Raw genomic sequence first — 26,344 nt, 5'->3', positions numbered from 1 at the left:
CATAAACCACCAAAAAAATTAGTGCCTATAGAAAGAAATCTACTCTGACTAATCAAAAAGGTAAGCTTATGAGAGCCGATCAAAAGAGTGATTTCGACCTCGTTCAAGAATTCATTGATGGAAAAAATTCCAGCATTGAGGTACTAATCAACAGGCACAAAGACCGCGTTTTTACATATATTCTTTTGCTCGTCAAAAATGAAGAGTTGGCAGAAGATATTTTCCAGGACACTTTCGTTAAAGTGATCAATTCTTTACGCCGGAAAAAATACAAAGATGAGGGACGCTTTGTAAGTTGGGTGCTTAGAATAGCACATAACCTGGTCATTGACCATTTCCGGAAAGAAAAAAATCTTCGTACCGTTTCTAACGACGAAAGCGAGGTAGATCTGTTAAACTCTACTCGCTTTGCCGATCTCACTATTGAGGAAGAAATGGCAAGGAAACAGGTTCACGGAAATGTAAGGGAGCTGGTAGAACAACTGCCTTTTGAACAAAGACAGGTAGTAATTATGCGCCATTACATGGGTATGAGTTTTAAAGAAATATCGCAGCATACAAGCGTTTCAATCAACACTGCTTTGGGAAGAATGCGATATGCACTAATTAATATGCGCAAAATGATTTTAGATCAGGAGCATGCATTCTCACTCTCCTGAAAATTTTTTCATTTAGGATAAAATATTTTCTTTTAGGCTGCGTTTTGGTATCAAACATTAAACTGATATGAAAATGCCTATGGAAAAATCATTTACGCCTAATAGTAACCCGGAGCACTTTGACAAACTCCTGGGGAAAGAAAAACTTAAATCAGCGCCTCCCGCTCTGGTCAGTAATATTATGGCTTATGTATATTGCACCATGAGTGTTAAAACCGATACACTGGGAGATATAAAATTATTTATAAACTGATAATTTCGAATGTGTTTCAAAAGAGGTTTCATAGCAATATGAAGCCCCTTTTTTATTCAGCGGCATGCCATTCCTGAGTGGCATAAAACCAACCAATATATCCTCTAACCTTAAGCATATCTCCTTCGCGCCAAATACGGCAGTCATAGACTCTATTACGTTCCGGATCAATTATAGCATCGTCTGCGTACCAACCGTCTTCATCCTGCTCCAGGCCTCGAATAATTTGTAAGCCTAGAATTGGTTTATCTGTCCATGGTTCAGGACAATCATCACAACGCAGAGTTTCCGGATTTTCTTTGTTCAAAACTTTGATAATTTTACCATACACCTTATCTCCTTGCTTGTATATCTCAACTTTAGACTTGGCTTTACCAGTTTCATGATCAATGGTTTTCCATAGACCGGTAACAGGTTGAGCAAGCACAAAAGCTGTAATGGCAAGCATTAAAATAGTTAGAAAGCTTTTTTTCATATTCCACGATTTAAATGTAATTCTGCACAATATAAACACTTTAAAAATATACAATTCTCATAACTTTGAGGTTCAAATATTTTACAATACTGCACATTTTTTGTTGATAAATGAGCACAAATTTTTTGTATGAATTACGTTATAATCGATATCGAAACTACAGGAGGCAATGCCCACAAGGAGAAAATTACTGAAGTTGCTATTTACAAATTTGATGGACAAAAAATAGTAGACCAACTCACTACCCTTATTAATCCCGAACGGTATATTCCGCAGCAAATACAACAGCTTACGGGTATTACGAATGAAATGGTGGCCGATGCCCCTAAGTTTTACGAAATTGCCAGGCAAATAGTGGAGATTACTGAAGAGTCTGTTTTTGTGGCACATAATGCAGCCTTTGATTATAACTTCATAAAGCAAGAATTTAAAAAGCTTGGATACGACTATCAAAGAGAATATTTGTGTACAGTAAAGTTGAGCAGAAAACTACTACCCGGCCTCCCCTCCTACAGTCTGGGCATACTCTCAGAACAATTAAAAATAAAAATTGAAAACCGTCACAGAGCTTCGGGAGATGCGTTGGCAACCGTAGAGCTTTTTAAACATTTACTGGATAAACATGATGGAGATGACCTTACCGATGTGGAACTTTCAGAAGTATTAAAGGGAATAAATGAGCATTTAGACAAAAAAACACTCAAATCACTCCCGGAATCTGCCGGGGTTTATTACTTCCTGGATGACCAGCACAACCCCATTTACATTGGAAAAAGTGTGAATATAAAAAAACGTATTTATACTCATTTCTCTAACAAAAGCTCAGTGCGGGCTATAGAAATGAAATCGCGCATTGCCGAAATCGACTACGAAATTACCGGCAGCGAACTTATTGCCTTACTCTACGAGGCAGCAGAAGTAAAAAAACACAAGCCTCAGTATAATAGATTGTTACGCCGTTCAGTTTTTACATGGGGGTTATTCGCAACAATTGATGATAATGGTTACATCACACTATCTCTGAAAAGAAACAATTTAAAAAACGGTGATGCCCTTGTGCTCTTTAATAACAAAAAAGAAGGTGAAAAATACCTTCACACACAGATTGAACAATATGAATTATGCCAAAAACTTTGTGGTGTATATAAATCAGATTCTGGGTGTTTTCATCAGCAAATTGGGCTTTGTCGTGGCGCATGTATTGGTGTAGAAGCACCTGAAGAATACAATAAACGTGTACAGGCATTAATTGAGCATACATCTATTCCTAAAAACTCATATTTCATTATAGACAAAGGAAGAAATGCGGCAGAAAAAGCGATTGTTAAAGTAGAAAATGGCGTTTATAAAGGTTTTGGTTTTGCTGAAAAAGAGCTGATAAAGAACTTTGAAGACCTGCACAACATTGTGAGACCCTATGATGACGATAAAGACATCCGAAGTATTTTGCGTAGTTTTATCAGCAGAAAGAAATTCCAGGATTTTATATATTTTAACGAATAATCAATTTATGAACGTGCTGCTGATCATTTGCCAGCCTAATTTTTACAAAATATACACCACTTCCTAAAGAATGCTCGAAACGGCTATCACTCACCTGTTTCAAATTAACTTCTTTTCCGGATTTTTGTCCCAGGTTTTGACCAATAAGTGCCGCTTTGACTGTCCACATTGGTGATGGTGATGCTGCGCAAAAAGCGATGAAGTTAAAAAAAGCAACAAAACAGAAAAACTTTTCATAGCTGAATGAATTTAAATCTATCTTTTACTAAACAGTAACAAAAACGTAAAAGTTCAAATAGTTGATAAAATGCTTTCTTCATCAAAAAAAACACAAACTTTTTCAAATAATGGCCAGATTTCATAAATTTGCCGCCAACAGTTTTTAAGGGAAGTAAAAACAAATGAAAATGAAACAGATATATCTTGTTATTATCCTTTTATGTTGTACGTTACTCGCTTATCCACAAAAAGATGGATACAAACATTTAACTAACGTGCCGCCCCCACATTTTAATAATGCAGAAAACCAGCGTAATTTTAGATTAAACGGCATATTACTCAGCAAGACGGGGAAACATCTGGTGCTCGATTATGGCAGACAAAATTCTACGATAGCAATATTTTCCTTTCCTGATTTTAACTTAATGGGTTTGCATACGCTTAATAAAGTTGTGGAACTAAGTCAGACTTATTTTGTCAACAACGACAGCCTGTTATTTGTGAAGGAAGACAGATATGCTCCGGATTACCTTATGATTAAGATTTTTGAAGATAGAAAGCAAAACGTTACATGTGGCAATACACCAAGGGGTTGCCCGTCTCAGGCGGCCGGACTTGCCAAAATACGCACTTACACATCAGATCAAAAATATTTATTGCAGCGCTCAAGAGAAAACAAAACCATTCTGGAAGTTTATAAACGTATTGAATAAAGTATCAGGTTTTTCTCACATGGGGTCTTTTTTTCATTGAATATAGCATAATGCCAATACCAATAAGCAGGGTAAAAACACCTATCATAAAAGTATAAAAATAACCCGTGAGCTCGTAAACAAAAACACCAGCCAGTGGTGCAAACAAAGCTCTGAATCCAGTTAGCGACAAATGAATTGATTGGTAATCGCCGGCATCCTCGGTACTGGCAAAGTACGCCGACCCGATGTTCCAGAGAAGTGCCATGGTTGCGGCAAAAACACCATAAAAAAGATAGGCAATACCTACTGAAAAATAGAATTTAATTTTTCCAAGCATCAGCCAATCGTCCCAAAAGTAGGTTATTCCCAAAAATGCCACAAACAGCATTAATGAACCAAAAGTGTAAATGGCAAATTGCCTTGGGTCTACTTTTCCGATAAGCTTGCCAAAAAAGGGCAATAACATAATAGCCAACACATTATACGCATTTTTGTAAGTAGCTATACTTGTGTAGTTTAAATGTAGCTCCCGCTCAAAAAATATAGTCAATACAGCTGCACTTGTCATAAAAGCAAACCCATAAAACATAAAACCAATCTCAAAATCGCGATAAGGTTTGTTGGTTATAATAATTCGCTTCATCCGTACCATTGATCCTTTTATAGAACTCCAAAACCCCTGGACAAATCTTGTTTCCTTTGGCGTATAATCAATGCGGGTGAGTAAAAATATTGAAGCAATACCCAGCAAACCCAAAACAGGATATACCCACCTGAATATGTAGGGATCATAATCGAGCCATATACCAAATCCGAATGTTGCCGCAAGCATGACAATTTTATTCATTGAAGTGGCATAACTATAGTACTTCCCAAAATGGTGATGCTTATAACTGCTTTTCAATAAAAGGTTGATGGTGGGAAAAACAATTGGGTTGGCCAGAAAGTAAATCAGAAATACAAATAGAAAGATATAATGGTAAATTGGATGTAAATTTTGTGAAACCGCAGGAAAAAATGCAAAGGCCAACAGAGGAAGTCTTGTAATAATGGCAATACCATTTAACATTTTTCTTTTCCTTACTGTTCTTCGTAAAAATTCATTCATGAACACTGAAAGAATCAAAACGATATGCTGAAACTGAAGTAAAAACCCGATTTGGTAATTACTGCCATCCAAACTTTTAATCAGCACAAACTCGTTAAGGATTAACACTCCCCGAATTAACCCTTCGATTAAGGAATACGAAAGATGCAGGCCAAAAGTCTTTTTCTCTTCAGGTGTGAGCTTTTTTATCATTTTCTACAAATAAGCCGCAAATATAATAATTTAGTGCTACAGTGATGACAAGCAGCCATTCTCTCTGAAAATAAGAATAGATATTAACGTAATAAGTAACCCATGTTGGCTGTAACCTGTCATATTCCAGGTCACTAACTATCGCAATAAAGGAAAAAAGCAGGGAAAAAATACCAGGAAACAAAACCAAAAAAGGCGACTAATGCAACAAGCATTAATCGCCTTTTTTTATGTTTATGAATAGTTTATATTGACTCTACAACTTTTTGAGCCATCAAATATCGTTCATTCACGGTTTTCCAGTTTACAATATCCCAGAAGTTTGAAATATATTCGCCTCTTCTGTTTTGATATTCAAGGTAATAAGCATGTTCCCAAACGTCTATATTAAGCAATGGAACGCCATTCACCTCGAGGCTTGGCATAAGCGGATTGTCCTGGTTTGATGATTGTGTAACCGCCAGTTTTCCTTCCGGTGTCAAAACCAGCCATGCCCAACCACTACCAAACTGTGTAGCAGCCTGATTTTCGAATTCTGATTTAAAATTTTCAAATGATTGGAATTCTTTCTTAATAGCATCAGCCACTTCTCCCTCAAATGCTGAGCCACCGGGAGTAAGAAAAGTCCAGAAAAGCCCATGGTTATAAAAACCACCGCCATTATTTCTTACAGCATCCGGATGTTTTTCTATTTCGGCAAATAAATGAACAACTGGTTTATTTTCAACACCAAATTGCTTCACAAATTTATTGGTTTTATTCGTATAACCCTGATGGTGCTTCGTATGATGTGTTTTCATAGTAAGCTCATCTATGGTAGGTTCCAGTGCATTGTATGCATATGGTAACTCCGGTAGTTTATACGGGTGTTGCCATTTGTATTCGGGCAATTTTTTAACTATTTGGAGCAATTGATCACTGCTTTCAGAATGCTCACTTTTCACCATTTGTTTATTATCAGCGGCTTTATTTTTCTCCGGGGCTTGCTGACATGCACTAAACATGGTCATTACAATCAAAATCGAAATTAAGTATTTCATAACAATTAGTTTTAATAGTTCTAATAGTCAGACAAATGACAATACAATTTGTTTTTAACATTTTTTATCAATTATTTAAAGATCAAGTAAAAGTACCTATTGCTACAGGATAAATATTGTTGTACCTTGGTTATAATTATTAAACTAAAACAATCTCTACTTAAAAGAGAATACAAACTCAACAACCCTCACAGCTATGAAGTGGAAAAATCTCAAACTCGGAAGAAAGTTTTTTGTTGCATTTGGACTTGTCATCATATTGCTTGCCGTTGTGGCATTTTGGGCAATTAATGGTATTGGCGGTATTGTATCAAATGCAGGAGAAGTAATTGAAGGAAACAAGCTACGTACGGAAATGAATGAAAAATATGTGCAACATCTTCAGTGGGCCGGCAATGTAGCCCAGTTACTAACGGATGACAATGTAACTGAGCTTCATGTACAAACTGATGACCACCAGTGTGCCTTTGGTAAATGGTACTATGGAGAAGGCAGAGAACATGCCGAGGAACTGGCACCTGAGCTCAAGCCAATATTCAATCAATTTGAAGATCCACACATGGCATTGCACAACTCTGCCGTTAAAATAAAAGAAGTTTTCCAGCAGGCAGATGGAAAGCTCAGTGCAATGTTGCGCGAAGCAAAATCTGATCATTTAACATGGGCGCATTCGGTTAAAGATTATGTAGTGCGCGCTATACAGGTGAACCAAATTGAAGTAGTTAAAGACCACCACCTCTGCGCATTTGGCAAATGGTATTATTCCGACGAAATGCGAAAATTCAGAAATCAACATCCGTCTTTTGCAACAATTGCCAAAGATGTGGAAGAACCACACAAAGTTCTTCACGAAAGTATAAACACGCTGGAGCGATATTTTAGAAATAACCAAATTGCACAGGCAAAAAACTATTACATGAATTTCGTTAAGCCACAAACATACAAAGTGCTTGAAGTAATTGATGAGATGATTGCCTGGAACGATAAAAGAATAGCAGGAATGGAAGAGGCTAACCGTATTTATCTACAGGAAACAGAAGTGCACCTGGATAAAATGGGAACCCTTTTCACAAGAGTTATTAATGAATCAGAAAACTACCTGATGACTGATGAAGTAATGCTGCAAGAGGCATCGCAAACACGCTCAGGCGTAATTATTTTTAGTATTCTGGCTCTAATTGCAGGTATAACTTTGGCCACAATAATTGCACTTGGAATAATCAGGCCCATTAACAAAGGGGTTAAATTTGCAGATAAGATTAGCAAAGGTAATTTAACAGCAGAAATTGATGTGGACCAGGACGATGAAATCGGACAACTGGCCAGTGCTCTTCAAAATATGGCTAACAAGCTCAAAGAAATTGTGGACAATATTATGCTTGGGGCAGAGAATATTGCATCGGCCAGTCAGCAAATGAGTTCAAGCTCGCAGGAAATGTCTCAAGGCGCCAGCGAACAAGCCTCATCTGCCGAAGAGGTTTCGTCATCCATAGAAGAAATGGCCTCAAATATTCAGCAAAATACAGACAATGCCAACGAAACAGAAAAAATTTCGCTGAAAGCTTCTGAAGATATCAATGAAGGTAATAAAGCCGTGAACAATACGGTTGTTTCGATGCGCGATATTGCCGATAAAATTGGCATTATTAGTGAAATTGCGCGTCAGACAAACATACTTGCGCTTAATGCTGCTGTAGAGGCTGCTCGAGCAGGAGAACATGGAAAAGGCTTTGCAGTGGTTGCCGAAGAAGTAAGAAAACTAGCTGCAAGAAGTCAGGAAGCTGCCAAGGATATAGAAGAAACCAGTAAATCGTCGGTTGATATTGCTGAAAAATCAGGCAAAATGCTTGAACAAATTGTACCTGATATACAGAAAACGGCAAAACTCGTACAGGAAATTACGGCTGCCAATAATGAAATGACTGGCGGAGCCGGTCAGGTGAACAATGCCATTCAGCAACTAAACCAGGTTACACAGCAAAATGCTGCAGCTTCTGAAGAGTTGGCTACAAGTAGCGAAGAGCTATCGAGCCAGGCAGATGAGCTTAAAAACCAGGTTGCATATTTCGATACAGGCCGAAAAACTACTACAAAGAAAAAGGCTACCAAACAGCAGCAGGCTCCCAAAAAGCCAAAGGAAGGTAAAAAAACCACTCAAAATCCCCAGACAACCGCGAATAAACCACAATCGGAATCACAGGGTAAAGGATTTGACTTAAAACTTAATGATGATAGTGATTTTGAGAATTTTTAGTACTAAAAAAGCCGGGTAACACCGGCTTTTTTTTTATATCCACCTCACAAGGTTAAGTTCTGTTTTATATTTTAACAGCTCATTTCTGGGATATATTCGCAATCCGTAATCATAAAGGCCTGGATCTTCCAACTCCAAATCTACTGAATAAAAATATAACCCGTCTGCGGTTTTATCATATTTTAATGTATAAACCTCCTCTGCCTCACTCATTTGCCCGGCATATTCCGATAGTACCATATCTATACCAATTTCAGCCGGATCTAAATTTTTTAAGCCCAGAACCACTTCTCCATGGTATTGATTACCTGATTTATAATCGTGCTTCGATGTATCAGGAAAGTCCACATTCACTACTTCAATTTCTTCCCAGTGCTCATAAATATGCTGTTTCCACAAAGCAATATCTGTAGCCTTGCTAAAATTATCTTTATAAATTTCCTTCCCGTAATCCATCAATGGATTATAGTATCGCTCAATATAATCGTGCAACATACGATGGGTAGTAAATTCGGGAGCCACATGTGCAATATTGTTCTTAATATACCGAATCCAATCGGTCGGAATTTCACCATTTTCGCGTTTATAAAACAAAGGCACAATTTCGTTTTCGAGCATGGCATAAATGTTTACCGCATCCAGCTCATTTTGAAACTCCTGATTTTTGTAAATGCGTTCTTCCTGCAAGGCCCAACCCGCCTCTGGCTGATAACCTTCTCTCCACCAACCGTCTAACACACTAAAATTCAGCACTCCATTTAATGTGGCTTTTTGTCCGCTGGTTCCCGAAGCTTCTAATGGCCGGGTTGGTGTATTAAGCCAAATATCTACACCTTTTACCAGTCGTTTGGCTAATTGAATATCGTAATTCTCGATAAAGAGAATTTTTCCTACAAATTCGGGCTTCTGCGAAATTTCTATAATGTTCTTAATCAAATCCTGCCCGGCCTGGTCTTTTGGATGTGCTTTTCCGGCAAAAACAAATTGTACCGGCATTTCTTCGTTGTTGACTATTTCACTCAACCGGTCAATGTCTGTAAAAAGCAGATGAGCTCGTTTATACGTAGCAAATCGTCTGGCAAAGCCTATTGTAAGTGTGTTTGGATCAATGGTATTCAGCACATTCATAATCCGCCTTGGGTTATCGTTTCGTTTTACCCAATTATCCTCGTAACGTTCTTTAATATAGGTAATTAACTTTTCGCGCAACAATTTCCTGATGTTCCATATTTCCTCGTCAGGCACATCATAAATGCGTTTCCACAAATCGCGCTGGTGCACCTTATTGCAAAAGTCCTGTTCAAAGTAATCATTATGAAGCTTCTTCCATTCTTTGGCTGTCCATGTCGGGTAATGCACGCCATTGGTAACATGTCCAATATGCGATTCATTGGCAAAATACCCTTTGTACAGTTTCTGGAACATCTCGCGCGATACTTGTCCGTGCAATTCCGATACACCGTTCATTTCTTTACAGGTGTTGGCTGCCAGCACACTCACTGAAAATGGTTCATCGAGGTTCATTGGGTTCATTCTGCCAATCTGCATCATGTTTTCCCAGCTTATGCCCAGTCTTTCCGGCATATGCCGTAAATAGACCCTTAACAAATCTTCATTAAAAACATCGTGACCTGCAGGAACAGGTGTGTGCGTAGTAAATAAGGATGTGTTTTTTACTACTTCCAATGCTTCATCGAAAGAAAGTTTTTCTTCCTGAACCAGCGTACCAATTCGTTCCAGATTAATAAATGCTGCATGCCCTTCATTAAGATGGTAAATGTCAATATTGTATCCCAGGTGGCGTAAAAGGCGTATTCCGCCAAAACCAAGTGCAATTTCCTGTTTTAGTCTGTTTTCCCAGTCGCCACCATATAATTGATGGGTAATATTCCGGTCTTCTTCAGTATTAAAGTCATTATCCGCATCAAGTAAATACAGCGGGTTGCGACCAACCATTAATACCCATACTTTCAGATAAACAGAACGTCCGGGGAAGCTTACAACCACCAGCACCGGATTCCCAATCTCATCTTTTAATGGTGTAACCGGCAAATCATTAAAATTATGTGGTTCCAGCACAGTTTGCTGTTCTCCTTTAATAGTCAGTTGCTGTTTAAAAAAACCATAACGATACAAAAAGCCTACTGAAATCATATTGAGTCTGTTATCTGAAGCTTCTTTCAAATAATCGCCGGCAAGTATTCCCAGTCCACCGGAATAAATTCTTATATTATCGTTAAAACCATACTCCATACTAAAATAGGCAATGGTTTTGTCCTTATGGCTTTTTTCAGAAATATACTGTTTATAATCATTACTAATGTGTTCATATCGCTCCATAAACTCCTGGTCATCGATAATGGCATTGAGCGTATCTTTTGAAATTTTATTGAGCAGAGCAATTGGATTGCGGCCTGTTTCGTACCAAAGGTCCTCATCCATAGACTTAAAAAGTTGAATTGCTTCAAAATTCCATGTCCACCACAAGTTTTGTGAAATTTCGGCCAATGCACTCAGCTCATCAGGCAAGCTACTCTGTATAAGCATCTTGTTCCATTTGGGTTCATTATTGATTTTATCACTGAAAAGCTGCGGTGGTTTTGCCTTTACTTTTGGTCTGTGTTTTTTGTGTCGCTCTGTAGATTTTTCATTCGCCTGGTTATAAGCCTCATGATATTTCTCAATCAGATTGTCCCACAAGGCTCCCTTAGCAATTTCCTTTGCTGCTTCACGTGTCGTAGTGACCTGCTCATCATTAAAATTCAGGAATTTTACAATATCCTTAATAATTTGCTCTGCCACTTCTGTATCATTGTCATCGGTTCTTTTAATTACGCTGGCACCTTTAGCAATATTCAACTCCTCGTTGTTTATCCAAATACCAAATCCTGCGAGGGTTGTAGTAATAGCCGGAATGCTGAAAGCTAATGATTCTAAAGGTGTATAGCCCCATGGCTCATAGTAGGAAGGAAAAATTCCAAGGTCGGCACCAATAAAAAGATTGTAATATGACAAATTGAAAACACCGTCGAAACCATTAAGGTAACATGGAGCAAATAAAGGATACAGGTTATTATTTTCATATATTTTATCCTGCTCAATAGCTTTTACAATGGGGTCTGCATCCCGGTTGTGCAATACATGGGTAAGATACGGCTGTTTTAAACCCGGGCTTTCGTTATTTTCTAATGCATCTTTTAGTTCTTTTCGCACTCCACCATGACTTGCAGGTATTAAAATCAGCGGGATCACAGGCCGTTCCATTTTTTCTGTATCTAACCGACTAAAGGCTTCTATAAAAAGGTCAATACCTTTATTTTTCCATTCATAGCGGCCACTTATAACAGCAATGAGGGCATTTTCGCTTATCTTTTCTCCATACAAAGTTTCAAGAACTTTAAAAATTTGTTTTCTGGCTTGTGTTCTTTTTTCTGCGAAACTTTTCTCATCTGGTATTACGCGCATATCAAAACCATTGGGCGTAATGATATCTGGTTCTTTTTGTAAGAAATGGGTACATTCTTTTGCAGTAATTTCACTTACCGTGGTGAAACAATCGGCTTGATGAGCGGCCTGTTTTTCAAGCGAATGCTTGGCAACAAGTTGATGATCTTGTGCAAACTTTTCTACATCATGTTTTTCCATATCGACATAAAGTGGCAAACCATTACCCGCCATAGAACGCCCAATTGTAGTGGCATGTGTTGTGAAAATGGTGGCAATATATGGAGCATTCTTATGGAGGTACAAAACACCACTACCTGTCATCCACTCATGGAAATGAGCTGTTATTTGATGGCGATGCGACAAATTAAAGTCAGAAAAATGCTCAATTACTTTCCCTACAGCGTAACCAAAAATAGCCGGTTCCACGTAATCCCATTGCCCTAATAAGGAATCCACACCGAAACTCTCCCACAATTCGGTAAGAGTTTCATCTTTTTTACTTATCAAAGTAGTAAAATCTATTAAGATAACAATTGGCCGACTCTCAATTTTCCAGCGTCCGGTACGCACCCGGAAGCCATCTTGCTGGGCTTTGCTTATCCATTGGGGAAAGAGCGTTCTGTCTTCTTCAAATTCAGGATTACCATCTGAATAACGGGTTGTATCGGGGCCAACCATTATTAATTTGTCGCCCAGTTGGCTTTTGAGTAGTGGCGCTTTGGTGGCTATTACAGTATGAATACCACCAATTTTATTACATATTTCCCAACTTGTTTCAAACAAGTAATCGGGACGCTTATATTGAACCATGGTTTTTGATTTATTTTTATCCACTAATGGGTTGTGCAAAAAAGAATTACAAACGCTATTATAAACTTACTTTACCACAAATTTTATTACTGATGGCGTCTTATTTCACCAATTGCTTTGTTCAGTTCTCTAATTTGCGCTTCTTGTTGTTCTGTAATTTTTCGTAAACGTTCTACTTCAGACTTCTCATCGGTTCCATCACCGAGTCGGATTTTGAAATCGCTCAGAATATTCATGAAGTTGATATAGGCTTCATATGGCGTACTATAGGGATTAAAATATTTATGTACATCACCATCAGAAAACCATTTGGTACACATGTAGTAAAAATGGTCGCTTGTTTGCAAATACCTCCAATCGCGAATGATGTCTTCATCATCTGAAGCTCTTACAATTTTCCAAAGTGCATATAATTGGTCAAAAGCATCATCCTGCAGTTCATTTCCGAGCCAGGCAGTTAGGTCCCGCTCCTCGTCGGCCCAGGAGATAGGCTCCGGAATGTGCAAAGGTCCTACTGGTTGAAGTTGCTCAATAGCCTCCGAGGGTGTTACAAACTCCATATTGGTTTGTTTAAAAACAGCGTCGGGCAATGCCCGCATAAAATTAAAAATTCCAGTTTCGGCCCACTGATGTTCGCCAAACGTTTCGTAATCCATGAACAAATTCACAATTTCTTCTTTACTGTCCATATTGCGAAGCCATTCTACATATTTTTCTGTGGTCAACGGCCATTGCTCCCAATTACGATTGGAAAAACGGAAAGCTATATCATCGCTCATCTGGAAATTTTTAAGCAACAGTTTTAATCTTGGATTTACCGTATTGGAATACAGATAGTTCGGACTTTTCCAGGCCATTATATGTTTTGCACCTTCCGTCAGCATTCCCTTATATCCCATATCGGCTACAATTTCACCAATATGGTCGGAATAAATAAGCTCTGTATTACGAAAAACAGATGGGGTTTGGTTAAAATGTTCTTCAACCTTTTTAACCTGATTTTGCACCTGAATATTAAATTCATCTTTATCTGTGAGCGACGCAAGAGAGTGTGCATATGTTTCGGCTAAAAACTCAACATGACCGGTTTTTGCCAATTTTTTAAAACTTTCCAACACATCAGGGGCATACATTTCCATTTGGTCGATGGCTACACCACTTATGGAAAATGCTATTTTAAACCGCCCTTCATGCCTATTAATAAGTTCCAGTAAAAGCTGATTCATAGGTAAGTAACATTTCTCTGCAACCTTTCTCATGATACTCTGATTGGCAAAAACATCATAATAATCGTGATTTCGTCCAATGTCAAAAAACCGGTAGGTTCTTAACCGGAATGGCTGGTGCACCTGAAAATAAAAGCAAATTTTCTTCATGTTTAATATAGTTTTCTTTCAACCCACTCCAAAAAGAAGTATGTACGCTCAGTTGATACAAAAATTCCCTGTTTCGTGGGTTTAGATAATTTTATTCGTTTTCAACTCACTTGTACGGTTTGTAATGTATCTTGATAAACCTTAATTAGTTCGGCGGCGGCTTTATCCCACTTTAAGTTGTTTACCTCCTCTTTCCCAAAGCGCCTAAATAACTCAGCAACTCCTTTGTAGTTAAGTAATCCATATATTGAATCAGCCATAGCATCAATATCCCAAAAATCTACTTTAATGGCGTGTTCCAGTACCTCCGACACTCCTGATTGTTTTGAAATAATCACAGGTACATTAGATCGCATAGCTTCCAATGGGGAGATTCCAAAAGGCTCTGATACTGATGGCATTACGTAAACATCACTTACACTAAACATTCTATATACATTCGCGCTGGAAAGAAAACCGGTGAAATGAAAACGGTCTGAAATACCCAGTTCTGCTACTCTTCTCACCATTCTATTGAGCATGTCGCCGCTTCCGGCCATAACAAATCTAATATTCTGGTCCTTATCCAGTACTTTTTTGGCTGCTTCAATAAAATAGTCCGGTCCTTTTTGGAAGGTAATTCTACCCAAAAAAGTAACTACTTTCTCGCGCACATTTCTATCTCCATCACCCGGACCAACTTTTGGAGGTTCAACAGCATTATATACAGTTACAATTTTCTCCAAAGGAATATGATATTTTTCGTGTACAATAGAGCGTGTAAGATTGCTTACAGTAATGACCTTATCTGCAGCAAGCATACCTTTACGCTCAATGTCAAATACCTGCTGATTCACGTGCTGCCCGCTTCGGTCGAATTCAGTAGCATGCATATGAACAACTAAAGGTTTCCCACTTACCTGCTTGGCCGCTATACCGGCTGCATAGGTAAGCCAGTCGTGTGCATGAATAATGTCAAAATCGAGGTTTTGGGCCAAAACTGCTCCTATCAATGCATAGCGGCTCACTTCCTGCATGAGGTCGTTGCCATATTTACCCGAAAATTTAAATCGCGTAGAAAAGACCCGTTCCTCAATTTCCTGGTTTGATAATATATCGGATGAAACTATACGTTCAAACTCTTCTGGAGAAACATACGGAATTAAATTGGAACCTATTTCCATATATTTTACTTTATCCCAGAACTCTTTCATGCTTTTTTTACGAATATCAAACTCAATATCACCGGCAGAGTGAACTTTACCAATACTCTGATCTTCATCGCCATATGCTTTGGGGACAACAAAATCAATATCTACTCCATGACTGGCTAGCCCCTTAGTGAGGCCATAGCAGGCAGTTCCAAGGCCACCGCTAATATGTGGTGGGAACTCCCATCCGAACATTAATACTCTCATCGGCAAATGAACTTTTTTGAGGTTTTATTAAGTTTAATTTTCTTTTAGAACAAGCAGCTCCTGAATCATCATTCTTATCTGCAAAAGAGCGGCAACACTGGCTGCATTGGAAATAGCTCCTCGCGGATAATGCGGAGGATCGCCATCATAGATTTCTGAAATGGTGCCAATACCATAATCATTCATATCATCTTCAAAAGCATGATAAATTTCTATAATTTCATCAAGCGCCTTTACACCGTATAATTTATAATTGGCTTTAGCATAATATTCAAGTAACCATGGCCATGCTGTACCTTTGTGAAAGGCCCGATCCCGCTCATACTGATTACCTTCATACTGGGGCTGATACTCTGGATTTGCCGGTGATAAGGTCCGCAATCCACGTGTTGTGAGTAATTGCTGCTTTACTGTTTTAATAACCTGCTCACTTTGCTCGTCTGAAAGCATACTGTGAGGTAAGGCAGCAGCTATTATCTGGTTTGGAGTTACATTCCAGTAAACTTCTTTGGTTGATGAAAAGTCGGCTAAATAACCCTTTTCATCATCCCAGAAACGTGATAAAAAAGAACTTTTCACCACATCCAAATAATAAAACCAATCTTCTGTAAAACTTTTATCCTTTTTGGCTTTAGCTTTTTCATATGTGTATTGTAAAGCATTGTACCATAGCGCCTGTACTTCAACTGGCATACCTTTTCTCGGCGTCACCGGTTTCTCCTTAACCTTGGCATCCATCCAGGTTAGTGGTATATCATCATCTCCGCCATAAACTAATGCATAATCGTTCATTTTAATATTATGTATCGTGCCGTCGCGATAACCATTCAATATTTTTTTCATAACCACTCCATACTTCTCATAAATATCGATTCTCGGATCGGCTTTTTCTAGTTCCTGCAACACGTGAAAAAACCAGAGTGGAGTATCTATTTGATCGAAATAATCCGAATTATAGGCTAAAGATGAAGGAAAAAGAGGCCCATTCATCCTTCGGATATAGGTATTGAGAATTTTCTTGCAACTATCTACATCACCTATTGATAAAGTTACACCGGGAAGCGCAATCATGGTTTGGCGTGCATTACTTCCGTACCAGGGAAAACCAGCTACCAAACTTGTAGTTTTGTGATGCCGTTCTATAAATTGCTGCGCACTATTAATTAAACAGTTTTCGAAACTTACCCTGGGTGTTCTTGTTTTTATCAAACTTGTAAATCGGTGCTTTATACCGGTGGGCTTCATCTCATCGATCCCGGCAGCAAACACTATACTTTCGTTTTTACGGAGTTTAACCTCAAAAAAGCCGGGTGTAAATAAATCTTCCTTATATTCATAGCCACGTTTTTGTTCTTCGGCATACTCTACATTATAATACCAATCCGGTACATGAATATATTCCGGTTCCATATTGGTTTGCATGTATAAAAACGGATAACCTTCATATAGTTTTATACGAATACCATTTCTGACCATTTCGGCTTTGGTATTGGCATACATATTGGCTTTGGTAAGGCTGTGAATATTTCTGAACGTTAAAAAGGGCCGTAACCTTAACTTAATGGGTGCTGCGGTTTCAACTACTTCATACCTGATAAGGATGCGGTCATGATCATTATCCAGAATTTTCTCTTTGGTCAATACCACATCGCCAATATTGTAGGTTACAATTGGAACATCTTCGGCATCAAAATCCTGCACATATTTATGCCCTTTTGGCTGGTAAACACCGCCGGCATACTTGTGAATACCGAGATTAAACTCCATATCTTTATGCACAATTGTAGCATCCAAATTATTAAGCAACACATGCTTACCATCGTCCACTTCAGGGACTTCAGTGACCAAAAGGCCATGATACTTCCGTGTATTGCAATCGATGATACTCGAACAAGCATAGGAACCCTTACGATTGGTCCGCAACAATTCCCGGTTTAAAGCATATTCCAGATTAATTAACCTGGATTTATCAAATTTCAAATAACTCATATCTCTGATATTGGATATTTAACAAAATAAAATTTACACATTAAATGATAAAATCCTGTCAAACAAGCATTTTATACTGTATAAATTTCCAATAATTTTTTGAACTAACAAAAATTTATGTCATTAAGTTTCATTAAATTTGCGTTAAAAAAAAATGAAGGATTTAAAAGACTTATCACCGCAGCTCGTTTGGTCATACTTTGAAGAAATTTGTCAGGTACCCCGACCCTCAAAAAAAGAAGAAAAAATTATTAAATACCTCATTGACTTTGCTAAAAAACACAACCTTAACCACAGACAAGATAAAGCAGGTAATGTACTAATTACCAAAGCAGCCTCCAAAGGTTACGAAAATATGGAAACCGTGGTTTTGCAAAGCCATATGGACATGGTTTGTGAGGCTAATAAAGATAAAAAACACGATTTTGACAAAGACCCGATAGAACCAATAGTAGACGGCAATTGGGTAAAAGCCAATGGAACTACACTCGGAGCCGATGACGGCATTGGCATAGCAGCAGAACTAGCCATCTTAACCGACGAATCTATTGAGCATGGACCAATTGAGTGCCTTTTTACTGTAGACGAGGAAACCGGGCTAACAGGAGCCTTCGCGCTTGAACCGGACTTTTTCAAGGGAAAATATCTCATTAACCTCGACTCCGAAGACGAAGGAGAACTGTTTATAGGTTGTGCAGGAGGAATTGACACCCTGGCTGCTTTTACTTACAAAGAAAAATCGCTCAAAGACGACCATGAACCATTTACCATAAATATTACAGGCCTGAAAGGTGGCCACAGCGGGGATGAAATCCATAAAGGATTGGGCAACAGCATTAAAATCCTTGTCAGGTTTTTACAGGATGCTCAGGTGAAATTCAAAGTCAGAGTAGCAGAAATAGACGGTGGCAAGGTCCGTAATGCCATTCCCCGTGAAGCTACAGCCGTATTCACTGTTGACAAAAAATACGCTAAAGACCTGCAGGCGTTCTTTGCAAAATTTGAGGCAGATATTAAAAATGAACTTAAAACAACAGAACCCAACCTCACACTAAGTCTTGAGCAGGCTGGCAGTCCGAAATTTCTATTAGACAAAGAAACACAAGATAATTTGCTTAACGCGCTTCATGGTGTTCGGCATGGTGTTTTTGAAATGAGTCGTGATATAGAAGGTTTGGTCGAAACATCTACGAACCTGGCCAGTGTAAAAATGAACACGAAAAATAAAATCGATATCGTTACATCGCAACGCAGCTCTGTAGAGTCAGCCAAGCATGATGTAAAAGAAACCGTAGCATCGGTATTTCGTTTGGCCGATGCCGAAATTAAACACAGTGACGGTTACCCGGGCTGGGAACCCAATACTGATTCGGCCATATTAAAGGTAACCAAAACCTCATACGAAAAGCTTTTCAAGAATGAGCCCATTGTACGTGCGATACATGCCGGATTAGAATGCGGCCTGTTCCTTGAAAAATATCCTTATCTGGATATGATTTCGTTTGGTCCTACCATTCGGGATGCGCACTCGCCCGACGAAAAAATAGACATTGAAACCACACAAAAATTCTGGGATTTACTGCTTGATGTATTGAAAAAAATTCCTGAAAAAAAGTAACATAATACTAAAAATGCGGATTGTACTGTAACCGCTTACAATGCAATACCGCATTTTTATTTATAGTTTTACATGATTACAGAATATTTCACTTCATTGGATCCCTGGTCGTGGCAAACTATTACCATATTAATAGTTGCCGGATTTCTGGTTGGTGTAATTAACACCATTGCAGGTAGTGGAACAGTAATTACCTATAGCCTTTTTATGCTGATGGGTTTGCCAGCCAACATGGCCAATGGTACTGTGCGTATTGGTGTAATTATGCAAACGCTGGCAGCAACGCTTACTTTTAAAAAAGCAAAAATACTGGAGCTACGCAAAGGTTTCTTTATAAGCCTGCCCATTGTGGTGGGCTCTGTAGCAGGAGCCCAGATAGCTGTATCAATCCCACATGATGTGTTTGAAAAAGTACTTGCCGTTGTACTTATTTTCATGGTGGTTATCATCTTTTTTGATCCATCGAAATGGATTCATGGGCAGCAAAAGCTTAATAACAAGCGTCTTGGTTGGTGGCAATATTTGCTTTTTTTCCTTACCGGTGTTTATGGCGGATTTATCCATATCGGGGTTGGCATAATTCTTTTGACTGTTTTGGTACTTGCCGCTGGCTACGACCTTGTAAGGGCCAACGCCATTAAGATTATGGCTGTTTTTCTATATGCGCCTTTTGCCCTGGTTGTTTTTATGTTGAATGGAGAAGTCAACTACCACTTAGGATTAATTGCAGCCATCGGAAACCTGATTGGTGGTATAGTCGCCTCAAAATTAGCCATAAAAAGAGGTGCAGGCTTTATCCGGTGGTTTCTAATCGTCATTATAGTGCTGTTTGCTATGAAATTATTAGATATATTTGCATTGTTTTAATTTTAAACTATGTTGAAACGAATTATTATATTTCTGTTTGTAGCTATTCTTATTAGCCTTTCTGTTATGGGCTATTTGGCATGGAAATACCTGTACAAAGCCAATGTAAATTTGTCATCAGAACAAGTTTCGTTTTATATTAATTCCAGCGATGCATACACAGATGTTGTAAATAAACTTGATAGCCTGAAAATTATCAGCAATGAAAAAACATTTGATTGGGTAGCAAAAAAGATGAATTTCCCCAACCATGTGTATCCCGGAAGGTATATTATTCAAAACGAAATGAGCAACAGGGACCTGGTTGAGCTATTGCGATCGGGGAAACAAACACCCATTAAAATTACATTCAATAATGTCAGAACCCGCCCCCAACTGGCCGGAATACTAGCTCAACAGGTAGAACCTGACAGCGCACCTATTGCTGAACAAATGCTGACTGCGCAATATGCACAAAAATTTGGCTTTAATATTGAAAACTTTGGATGTATGTTCTTGCCCAACACCTATGAAGTGTATTGGGATATTACAACAGACCAATTGTTTGAACGTTTTTACAAAGAATACAAACGATTCTGGACAGACGACAAAAAAGCAAAAGCAAAATCGATTGGGTTAACTCCCGTAGAAGTTTCTATTGTAGCCTCAATAGTTGAAAAAGAAACATCAATAATCGATGAGTATTCAACCATTGCTGGCGTATATTTAAACAGGCTTAACCGGCGAATGCCTTTGCAGGCAGACCCAACAGTTATCTTCGCGCTGAAAGATTTCACGATAAAGCGAGTTTTAAACAAACATCTTGAAATTGACTCACCATACAATACGTATAAATACCGCGGATTACCTCCCGGACCCATTTGCATACCATCTATTCAGGCTATTAACAGTGTATTAAACAATAAGTCGCACAATTATCTTTATTTTTGCGCGAAAGACGATTTTTCCGGCAGGCATGTTTTTGCCAAAACACTCAGACAACACAACCAAAACGCAAGAATGTACCGGAAAGCATTAAATAAACGAAGAATATATAACTAAGCACCAGTTCAATCAGGGTTTGAAAATAAGTAATCAAAAAACGGCTCTTTTGCACAAATTCTTGAATATTCTCAAGAAAGTTGCCTTTGTATTTGTGGTTGCCTGGTTTGGTTTCACCTTACTGATGTTGGTATTGAGCTTCACTACCCTGCCTTTCTGGGGCATTCATCACCTGGCGAAACAGGATGCTGATTATAATTTTGAGCCGGAATATATTATTTTTATGGGCGGCTCAGGTTTCCCGGGGAAATCGAGTCTTATGCGCATTTATTATGCCAGCAAAATGGCCCGGCAATATCCTAAAGCAAAGGTAATTGCAGCGTTTCCGGGCAACAAGCACGATAGTGATGGTATGCTGTCTGAAATAAGAAAAGAGTTTCAAATCAGAGGTGTTGATTCCACCCGATTGATATTCGAATCTAAAGGCACCAATACACGTTGGCAAGCCCTGGAAATAAAAGAAAAAATTGTACCTGACAGCAATGCTCGTATAATAATTGTATCGTCACCGTCCCACATATACAGAGCAGTAAAAGTATTCAGAAACCTCGGTTACACTAATATTGGGAGTTTGGCAAGTTTTGAACAAAACATCAATGCTTCGTTACTATTTGACGCTGAAAAAATAAAAGGCAAAGAATATTTACCGGATGTAGGCAGAAGTCAACAGTTGAGATACCAAATCTGGAATCATTTAAAATATGAAATTGTACTACTCAGAGAATACATGGCCATTACCTATTACTATTTGCAAGGATGGATTTAATAAAAGGCCCCGACACTTGATAAGTGCTGTTTGTCATTGAAGAGAAAATTTTAAACAAAAAACAGAGAAGCGGATTTGAATAAATTATAACTTGCGAGCGCTATGAGATAAAACATATAACCAACGAAATCAGTATAATTATGGAAAGAATAAGACATGCATTGGATGCGGCATTACAGGCCTCACGCTTAATTATGAAGTATTATGAGGGAGAGGTTAAGGTAGAAACAAAAGCAGACCAAAGCCCCGTAACCATTGCCGACAAAGAGGCGGATGAGTTGATACGAAAAATACTGGAAGATACCGGACTTCCAATTTTAAGCGAAGAGCACCCAATCCCACCCCATGAAGAAAGGTTGCAATGGGAACAATTCTGGATGGTAGATCCATTGGACGGGACCAAAGAATTTATAAAAAAGAATGGTGAATTTACCATTAACATTGCCCTTATAGAAAACAATGTGCCGGTTGGTGGTGTTATTGCCGCACCCGCTTCCAACATTGTGTATTTTGGCGAAAGTGGCTATGGCTCGTTTAAAAGCGAATTGTCTGCAGACACCGAAAACCTGAACGATATTTTTAAAAATGTAACCCGCCTGGAGCCTCACGACTTTGTAAAAGGAGAAAGTCTAAAGGTAGCGGTATCGCGCTCTCACTTAGATGAAACGACCGTAAACTACATCGAAAAACTAAAAAAAGACTACGATGTTGATACCACATCAGCGGGCAGTGCGATAAAAATTGGTCTTTTGGCAGAAGGCAAAGCACATATTTACCCGCGATTTTCGCCCTGTATGGAATGGGATATTGCCGCCGGGTTTGGTATTGTCAATCAACTGGACTTTCAGTTTATCAGCACTGAAAACCAGAAAAAACTCAATTTTAATAAAAAAGACCTACATGTAAACGGATTTATAGCGCTTAGAGATAAGAAGTTTTTGTAACACACCAACGATAATTCCAACATTTCATAAACCGGGTTTTTAAAGATCCGGTTTTTTTATTTACTTTTATCAAAAAACAACCATGCTGGGGTTTTGGGAATATATACGAGAAGTTTGGCCGGAAATATATTTAGTGGTGTATTGGCTTTACATTGCCATCATTGTGCTGGTCATTGTGCTGGTCATCAAAGACGATAAAAGCCCCATAAAAACACTCGCATGGGTTATGGTACTGGTATTTTTGCCAATTGCTGGTTTAATGTTTTACATTTTCTTTGGCCAGAATTTCCGCAAACAAAAAATATTTTCCCGCAAGGGCATTGAGGACTTCAGGCAAATAGAAAAACTGAGGTTTGAGCAGCTTCAGTACCTCGACAGACCGGAAATTACCGAATTCAGACCGGCTTATAAAAAGATGCACATCATGAAGCTGCTCCTCAACAACAGCAAATCCATTATATCGCAAAACAACACCATAAAAGTACTCAATGATGGAAAAGAAAAATTCCCGGAGCTCATAAGCGACCTTAAGCAGGCCCAACATCACATACACGTTGAATACTATATCTTCGAATACGATAATATCGGCAAAGAAATATGCAATATATTAACCGAAAAGGCTAAAAACGGAGTTGAAGTACGCATAATTATGGACCATGTGGGCAGCTGGCATTTCCCCAATAAAAAATTAAAAGCATTGAAAGCCGCAGGCATTCTGGTACAAAAATTTATGCCGGTTACATTTCCATATTTCACCAGTAAAATAAACTACAGAAATCACAGGAAAATAGTTGTAATCGATGGACATACCGGTTTTGTGGGAGGTATAAACGTAGACGATAAATACATTCATGGCACCAAAAAATTAGGAGCCTGGCACGATATGCACCTCAAAATTCAAGGTAATGCAGTACATTCACTGCAAACGGTTTTCCTTACAGATTGGTACTTTCTGACAAAAAGCTTACCCACAGAAGAGACCTATTTTCCCGAGATTAAAGAAAACCAACAAAGCATTGTACAAATAGCAGCGAGCGGACCCGACAGCAGTTGGGCAGGCATCATGCAAACCTATTTTTCGGCCATTGCCACTGCACGAAATTATATCTACATTGCCACTCCTTACCTCCTACCCAACCCGTCGCTATTAACGGCATTGAAAACAGCCTCTCTATCCGGTGTCGATGTCAGGCTTATAATTCCACCTAAAAGCGACTCCCGCATAGTATCTTATGCCAGCCTCTCGTACGTATCAGAACTGCTTAATGCAGGAATAAAAGTCTATTTTTACCAGGCCGGCTTTATTCACAGTAAAATGATGATAGTAGACAGCATTTTATCATCAGTAGGCACAGCCAACCTCGATTACAGAAGTTTATCTGTAAATTTCGAAGTCAATGCACTCATATATGATGAAAATACGGCAGAAACTCTCAGAGAAATTTTCCAGAAAGACCTTGAAGATTGTAAAATGATAAATAAAGAAAGCTGGAAAAAAAGGAGTAAAATCACCATTTTTAAAAGTAGTATTGCCAGAGTATTTAGCCCGCTTATGTAATTTTAGCTAAAATCCTTTTTCGGTGTTTATGCTATTTTGGTGTTTCGAAAAAACAAAAACCATTACATTTGTGCAAAACACGTAAACAATGAGTTTTCAATATCCAGCAATATTATACGGCCTTGTCCTGGCAGCACTGCCTCTTATTATTCACTTAATTAACCTGCGCAAATACCGTAAAATGTATTTCAGTTCCCTTTGGTTCCTGAAAAACATACAAAATCAAACGCGCAAATCACGCCGAATACATGAATGGATAATCTTACTCCTACGTACCTTACTCATTGCCAGTCTGGTAATTGCCTTTGCCGGTCCTATCATTACCTCTGAAGCTAACCAATCTGCACAATCGCTTCATTTAATACTCGACAACACACAAAGCATGCAGGGCAGCAATGAAAACGGTAACCTGTTCGACCAGGCAAAAGATAAGTCTTACGAAGTAATTGATGCTTTAGAAGAAAATCAGCGAATCAATATTCATCTGACAGCTACAGATAAATCGTACTGGAACCTGCCCCCACAACGAGCAAAAGATATAGTAAGTTCAGCAGAGCCACAGCATGGGATGCGACAAATTAATGCAATTGTCAAAGACATTTATAACAAACAGGAAAATGCACACAGCCTGATCATTTTATCAGACTTCCAGAAAAACATCATTCAGCCGGATACCCTTTTTCAGGACAGCACCCTTTTAGTAAACCTTATAAAATATCCAAACAAAAGTAGAAATATTAGTATCGATACCATGTGGTTTGATTCCCCATTGCAAATACCGGGTCAATCCACAAAACTACATTTAATGATTCGCAATCATGCTCAGGATGAAGTAAATGAGTTGCCGGTTAAAGTAAAAGTAAACGGTCAGTTACTATCTGCTGGTACAGTAAACATAGAGCCACAGTCCCATAAAGTATATAAAACTTCGATGGAAATTGAGGATATTGGTTTGCTAAAAATCAGTGCATCTATTGACAATAATCCCATTACTTTCGATAACACATTTTATACGGGCATATCTGTTACATCAGAAATTAAAATAATTGAAACGGGCAAAAAACCATCGCCCTATTTAAAAGCACTCTATAACGAACCCGGCTTTTTTGAGCATCGGTTTTTACCAGCCGACAACATGCCTTTGTCACAAATCAACCAGGCTCAAACCATAATTATACATCAGCCCGTGGAGATGAGCCCAGGAATAGCCAACGCTATTGCGCAAGCTGTTTCGGCAGGCAGCAATCTTTTGATTATTCCCGAAGTAACAGAAACAACCCTCGAAATAAACAAGTTAATGGAAGCCTTCGACTTGCCGCTAATGAAAAAAATTATCCGGGACTCCACAGCCATCAAAGAAATTAATCTATCGCATCCTTTATTTGCCAATGCTATTAGCGATTTCGATGAGCAAATAAATTTGCCGTTTATTGGCAACTATTACACACCTGATTCCGAAAGCATATATACACCCATCATGTACAACGATTTAGATCAGGCTGTTCTTTATCAAATAAAAAAAGGTAACGGGAATGTATATATGTTTACTTTCGATGCCCTACAACAAAAATTTGCTACACACCCGCTTTTTGTGCCACTTTTATACAATGGCGCTGCTATTCGCAATAAAAATATCATCCCGGGCATTACCTGTAACAAGGCCTCTACCATTCGTCTGAGCAACATTGATAAAAAAGATGAAAGCCCCATAAAAATCAGGCATGCGTCCGGAGAGTTTATCCCCTACATGTATAAAAATCAGAATGCCACCATACTGGCCATTCGCCAAAACCAGATTCAACAACCCGGGTTTTACGATATTATTTTAAAAGATTCAATCGTAAATATCCTGGCAACAAACCATCAACAAAAGGAATCGGCGATGGATTATTTTGACAATGAAACCTTAGAAAAACAAATTTTCACAGCCAGCCCCGTAACTATTTTCGACATTGATGCTACCGGAGGAGAAATTCTAAATCCGGTTCAAAAATTATGGCGATATTTTCTCATTTTTGCCCTGATGATGATACTGGCAGAAATGCTTCTAATCTTCTTTAAAGAAAAAAGTTATAAAACATAATTGAAATTAATTAAAGTTGCTTGCTTTAAGGTAAAACATTTCTACTTTTG

At 38.5% G+C, this 26,344-nt stretch carries 19 protein-coding genes; 12 read left to right on the top strand and 7 right to left on the bottom strand.

Going from position 1 to position 26,344, the window contains the following annotated elements; all coding sequences use genetic code 11:
- Positions 1–68 precede the first annotated feature (68 nt).
- Positions 69–659, top strand: coding sequence for an RNA polymerase sigma factor (locus ACTB0Y_RS06435; RefSeq protein ID WP_463205988.1), 591 nt, complete (start codon positions 69–71; stop codon positions 657–659).
- Positions 660–738: 79 nt separating this feature from the next.
- Complete coding sequence (locus tag ACTB0Y_RS06430; RefSeq protein ID WP_463205987.1) at positions 739–912, top strand: hypothetical protein; 174 nt, start codon at positions 739–741, stop codon at positions 910–912.
- Between the two features lie 52 nt (positions 913–964).
- Here ACTB0Y_RS06430 and ACTB0Y_RS06425 read toward each other — a convergent pair whose 3' ends face one another.
- A complete protein-coding gene (locus ACTB0Y_RS06425; protein WP_463205986.1) occupies positions 965–1,387 on the bottom strand; it encodes a DUF2147 domain-containing protein in 423 nt (140 codons plus the stop codon).
- Positions 1,388–1,516: 129 nt separating this feature from the next.
- Between ACTB0Y_RS06425 and ACTB0Y_RS06420 the strand changes: the two genes are divergently transcribed.
- Positions 1,517–2,890 carry an exonuclease domain-containing protein gene (locus ACTB0Y_RS06420; protein ID WP_463205985.1) on the top strand — a complete coding sequence of 458 codons (1,374 nt, stop codon included), beginning with the start codon at positions 1,517–1,519 and terminating at the stop codon, positions 2,888–2,890.
- Positions 2,891–3,297: 407 nt separating this feature from the next.
- Positions 3,298–3,822, top strand: a complete 525-nt coding sequence (locus ACTB0Y_RS06415; RefSeq protein WP_463205984.1) for a hypothetical protein — start codon at positions 3,298–3,300, stop codon at positions 3,820–3,822.
- A 4-nt stretch (positions 3,823–3,826) separates the two neighbouring features.
- Here the strand turns inward: ACTB0Y_RS06415 and ACTB0Y_RS06410 are convergent, their stop codons facing one another.
- Together ACTB0Y_RS06410 and ACTB0Y_RS06405 are read right to left on the bottom strand one after the other, a co-directional pair.
- Positions 3,827–5,104, bottom strand: coding sequence for an MFS transporter (locus tag ACTB0Y_RS06410; protein ID WP_463205983.1), 1,278 nt, complete (start codon positions 5,102–5,104; stop codon positions 3,827–3,829).
- Between the two features lie 245 nt (positions 5,105–5,349).
- Entirely contained in the window at positions 5,350–6,144 is a 795-nt protein-coding gene (locus ACTB0Y_RS06405) for a superoxide dismutase (protein ID WP_463205982.1), read from the bottom strand.
- 196 nt (positions 6,145–6,340) lie between these two features.
- Here ACTB0Y_RS06405 and ACTB0Y_RS06400 point away from each other — a divergent pair, with 196 nt between their 5' ends.
- Entirely contained in the window at positions 6,341–8,398 is a 2,058-nt protein-coding gene (locus tag ACTB0Y_RS06400) for a methyl-accepting chemotaxis protein (RefSeq protein WP_463205981.1), read from the top strand.
- A 33-nt stretch (positions 8,399–8,431) separates the two neighbouring features.
- Here the strand turns inward: ACTB0Y_RS06400 and glgP are convergent, their stop codons facing one another.
- The 4 genes from glgP to ACTB0Y_RS06380 all read right to left on the bottom strand — a co-directional run bounded on the left by glgP (position 8,432) and on the right by ACTB0Y_RS06380 (position 17,417).
- Positions 8,432–12,655, bottom strand: a complete 4,224-nt coding sequence (glgP, locus tag ACTB0Y_RS06395) for an alpha-glucan family phosphorylase (RefSeq protein WP_463205980.1) — start codon at positions 12,653–12,655, stop codon at positions 8,432–8,434.
- A gap of 86 nt (positions 12,656–12,741) precedes the next feature.
- A complete protein-coding gene (locus tag ACTB0Y_RS06390; protein WP_463205979.1) occupies positions 12,742–14,031 on the bottom strand; it encodes a glycoside hydrolase family 57 protein in 1,290 nt (429 codons plus the stop codon).
- 101 nt (positions 14,032–14,132) lie between these two features.
- Positions 14,133–15,428 (bottom strand): glycosyltransferase family 4 protein, encoded by a 1,296-nt coding sequence (locus tag ACTB0Y_RS06385; RefSeq protein WP_463205978.1) that lies wholly within the window; start codon positions 15,426–15,428, stop codon positions 14,133–14,135.
- A gap of 33 nt (positions 15,429–15,461) precedes the next feature.
- On the bottom strand, positions 15,462–17,417 hold the full coding sequence (locus tag ACTB0Y_RS06380; protein WP_463205977.1) for an amylo-alpha-1,6-glucosidase: 1,956 nt from the start codon (positions 17,415–17,417) through the stop codon (positions 15,462–15,464).
- A gap of 154 nt (positions 17,418–17,571) precedes the next feature.
- On the opposite strand from ACTB0Y_RS06380, the gene ACTB0Y_RS06375 reads away from it, so the two are divergent.
- The 7 genes from ACTB0Y_RS06375 (at position 17,572) to ACTB0Y_RS06345 (ending at position 26,294) form a co-directional block, all read left to right on the top strand.
- On the top strand, positions 17,572–19,035 hold the full coding sequence (locus ACTB0Y_RS06375) for an aminoacyl-histidine dipeptidase (protein ID WP_463205976.1): 1,464 nt from the start codon (positions 17,572–17,574) through the stop codon (positions 19,033–19,035).
- 72 nt (positions 19,036–19,107) lie between these two features.
- Positions 19,108–19,902, top strand: coding sequence for a sulfite exporter TauE/SafE family protein (locus ACTB0Y_RS06370; protein ID WP_463205975.1), 795 nt, complete (start codon positions 19,108–19,110; stop codon positions 19,900–19,902).
- Positions 19,903–19,911: 9 nt separating this feature from the next.
- Positions 19,912–20,943, top strand: coding sequence for an endolytic transglycosylase MltG (mltG, locus tag ACTB0Y_RS06365; RefSeq protein ID WP_463205974.1), 1,032 nt, complete (start codon positions 19,912–19,914; stop codon positions 20,941–20,943).
- Positions 20,944–20,992: 49 nt separating this feature from the next.
- The gene (locus ACTB0Y_RS06360; protein ID WP_463205973.1) at positions 20,993–21,709 is read left to right on the top strand and encodes a YdcF family protein; all 717 of its coding nucleotides are present in this window, start codon (positions 20,993–20,995) and stop codon (positions 21,707–21,709) included.
- 140 nt (positions 21,710–21,849) lie between these two features.
- Entirely contained in the window at positions 21,850–22,653 is an 804-nt protein-coding gene (locus ACTB0Y_RS06355; protein WP_463205972.1) for a 3'(2'),5'-bisphosphate nucleotidase CysQ family protein, read from the top strand.
- Positions 22,654–22,735: 82 nt separating this feature from the next.
- Entirely contained in the window at positions 22,736–24,211 is a 1,476-nt protein-coding gene (gene cls / locus ACTB0Y_RS06350) for a cardiolipin synthase (RefSeq protein WP_463205971.1), read from the top strand.
- A gap of 88 nt (positions 24,212–24,299) precedes the next feature.
- On the top strand, positions 24,300–26,294 hold the full coding sequence (locus ACTB0Y_RS06345) for a BatA domain-containing protein (RefSeq protein ID WP_463205970.1): 1,995 nt from the start codon (positions 24,300–24,302) through the stop codon (positions 26,292–26,294).
- The last annotated feature ends 50 nt before the right edge of the window (positions 26,295–26,344 follow it).

This window comes from Salinivirga sp. (assembly GCF_055145285.1).
This window is presented reverse-complemented; position numbering and strand designations above follow the sequence as displayed.

Bases quoted from the DNA above. Each gene is read 5' to 3' on its own strand.
- ACTB0Y_RS06425 (WP_463205986.1), bottom strand. From the start codon at position 1,387: ATGAAAAAAAGCTTTCTAACTATTTTAATGCTTGCCATTACAGCTTTT.
- ACTB0Y_RS06380 (WP_463205977.1), bottom strand. From the start codon at position 17,417: ATGAGTTATTTGAAATTTGATAAATCCAGGTTAATTAATCTGGAATAT.
- ACTB0Y_RS06375 (WP_463205976.1), top strand. From the start codon at position 17,572: ATGAAGGATTTAAAAGACTTATCACCGCAGCTCGTTTGGTCATACTTT.
- mltG (WP_463205974.1), top strand. From the start codon at position 19,912: ATGTTGAAACGAATTATTATATTTCTGTTTGTAGCTATTCTTATTAGC.
- ACTB0Y_RS06390 (WP_463205979.1), bottom strand. From the start codon at position 14,031: ATGAAGAAAATTTGCTTTTATTTTCAGGTGCACCAGCCATTCCGGTTA.
- ACTB0Y_RS06355 (WP_463205972.1), top strand. From the start codon at position 21,850: ATGGAAAGAATAAGACATGCATTGGATGCGGCATTACAGGCCTCACGC.
- ACTB0Y_RS06435 (WP_463205988.1), top strand. From the start codon at position 69: ATGAGAGCCGATCAAAAGAGTGATTTCGACCTCGTTCAAGAATTCATT.
- glgP (WP_463205980.1), bottom strand. From the start codon at position 12,655: ATGGTTCAATATAAGCGTCCCGATTACTTGTTTGAAACAAGTTGGGAA.
- ACTB0Y_RS06420 (WP_463205985.1), top strand. From the start codon at position 1,517: ATGAATTACGTTATAATCGATATCGAAACTACAGGAGGCAATGCCCAC.
- ACTB0Y_RS06410 (WP_463205983.1), bottom strand. From the start codon at position 5,104: ATGATAAAAAAGCTCACACCTGAAGAGAAAAAGACTTTTGGCCTGCAT.
- ACTB0Y_RS06400 (WP_463205981.1), top strand. From the start codon at position 6,341: ATGAAGTGGAAAAATCTCAAACTCGGAAGAAAGTTTTTTGTTGCATTT.
- ACTB0Y_RS06415 (WP_463205984.1), top strand. From the start codon at position 3,298: ATGAAACAGATATATCTTGTTATTATCCTTTTATGTTGTACGTTACTC.
- ACTB0Y_RS06345 (WP_463205970.1), top strand. From the start codon at position 24,300: ATGAGTTTTCAATATCCAGCAATATTATACGGCCTTGTCCTGGCAGCA.
- cls (WP_463205971.1), top strand. From the start codon at position 22,736: ATGCTGGGGTTTTGGGAATATATACGAGAAGTTTGGCCGGAAATATAT.
- ACTB0Y_RS06385 (WP_463205978.1), bottom strand. From the start codon at position 15,428: ATGAGAGTATTAATGTTCGGATGGGAGTTCCCACCACATATTAGCGGT.
- ACTB0Y_RS06430 (WP_463205987.1), top strand. From the start codon at position 739: ATGGAAAAATCATTTACGCCTAATAGTAACCCGGAGCACTTTGACAAA.
- ACTB0Y_RS06370 (WP_463205975.1), top strand. From the start codon at position 19,108: ATGATTACAGAATATTTCACTTCATTGGATCCCTGGTCGTGGCAAACT.
- ACTB0Y_RS06405 (WP_463205982.1), bottom strand. From the start codon at position 6,144: ATGAAATACTTAATTTCGATTTTGATTGTAATGACCATGTTTAGTGCA.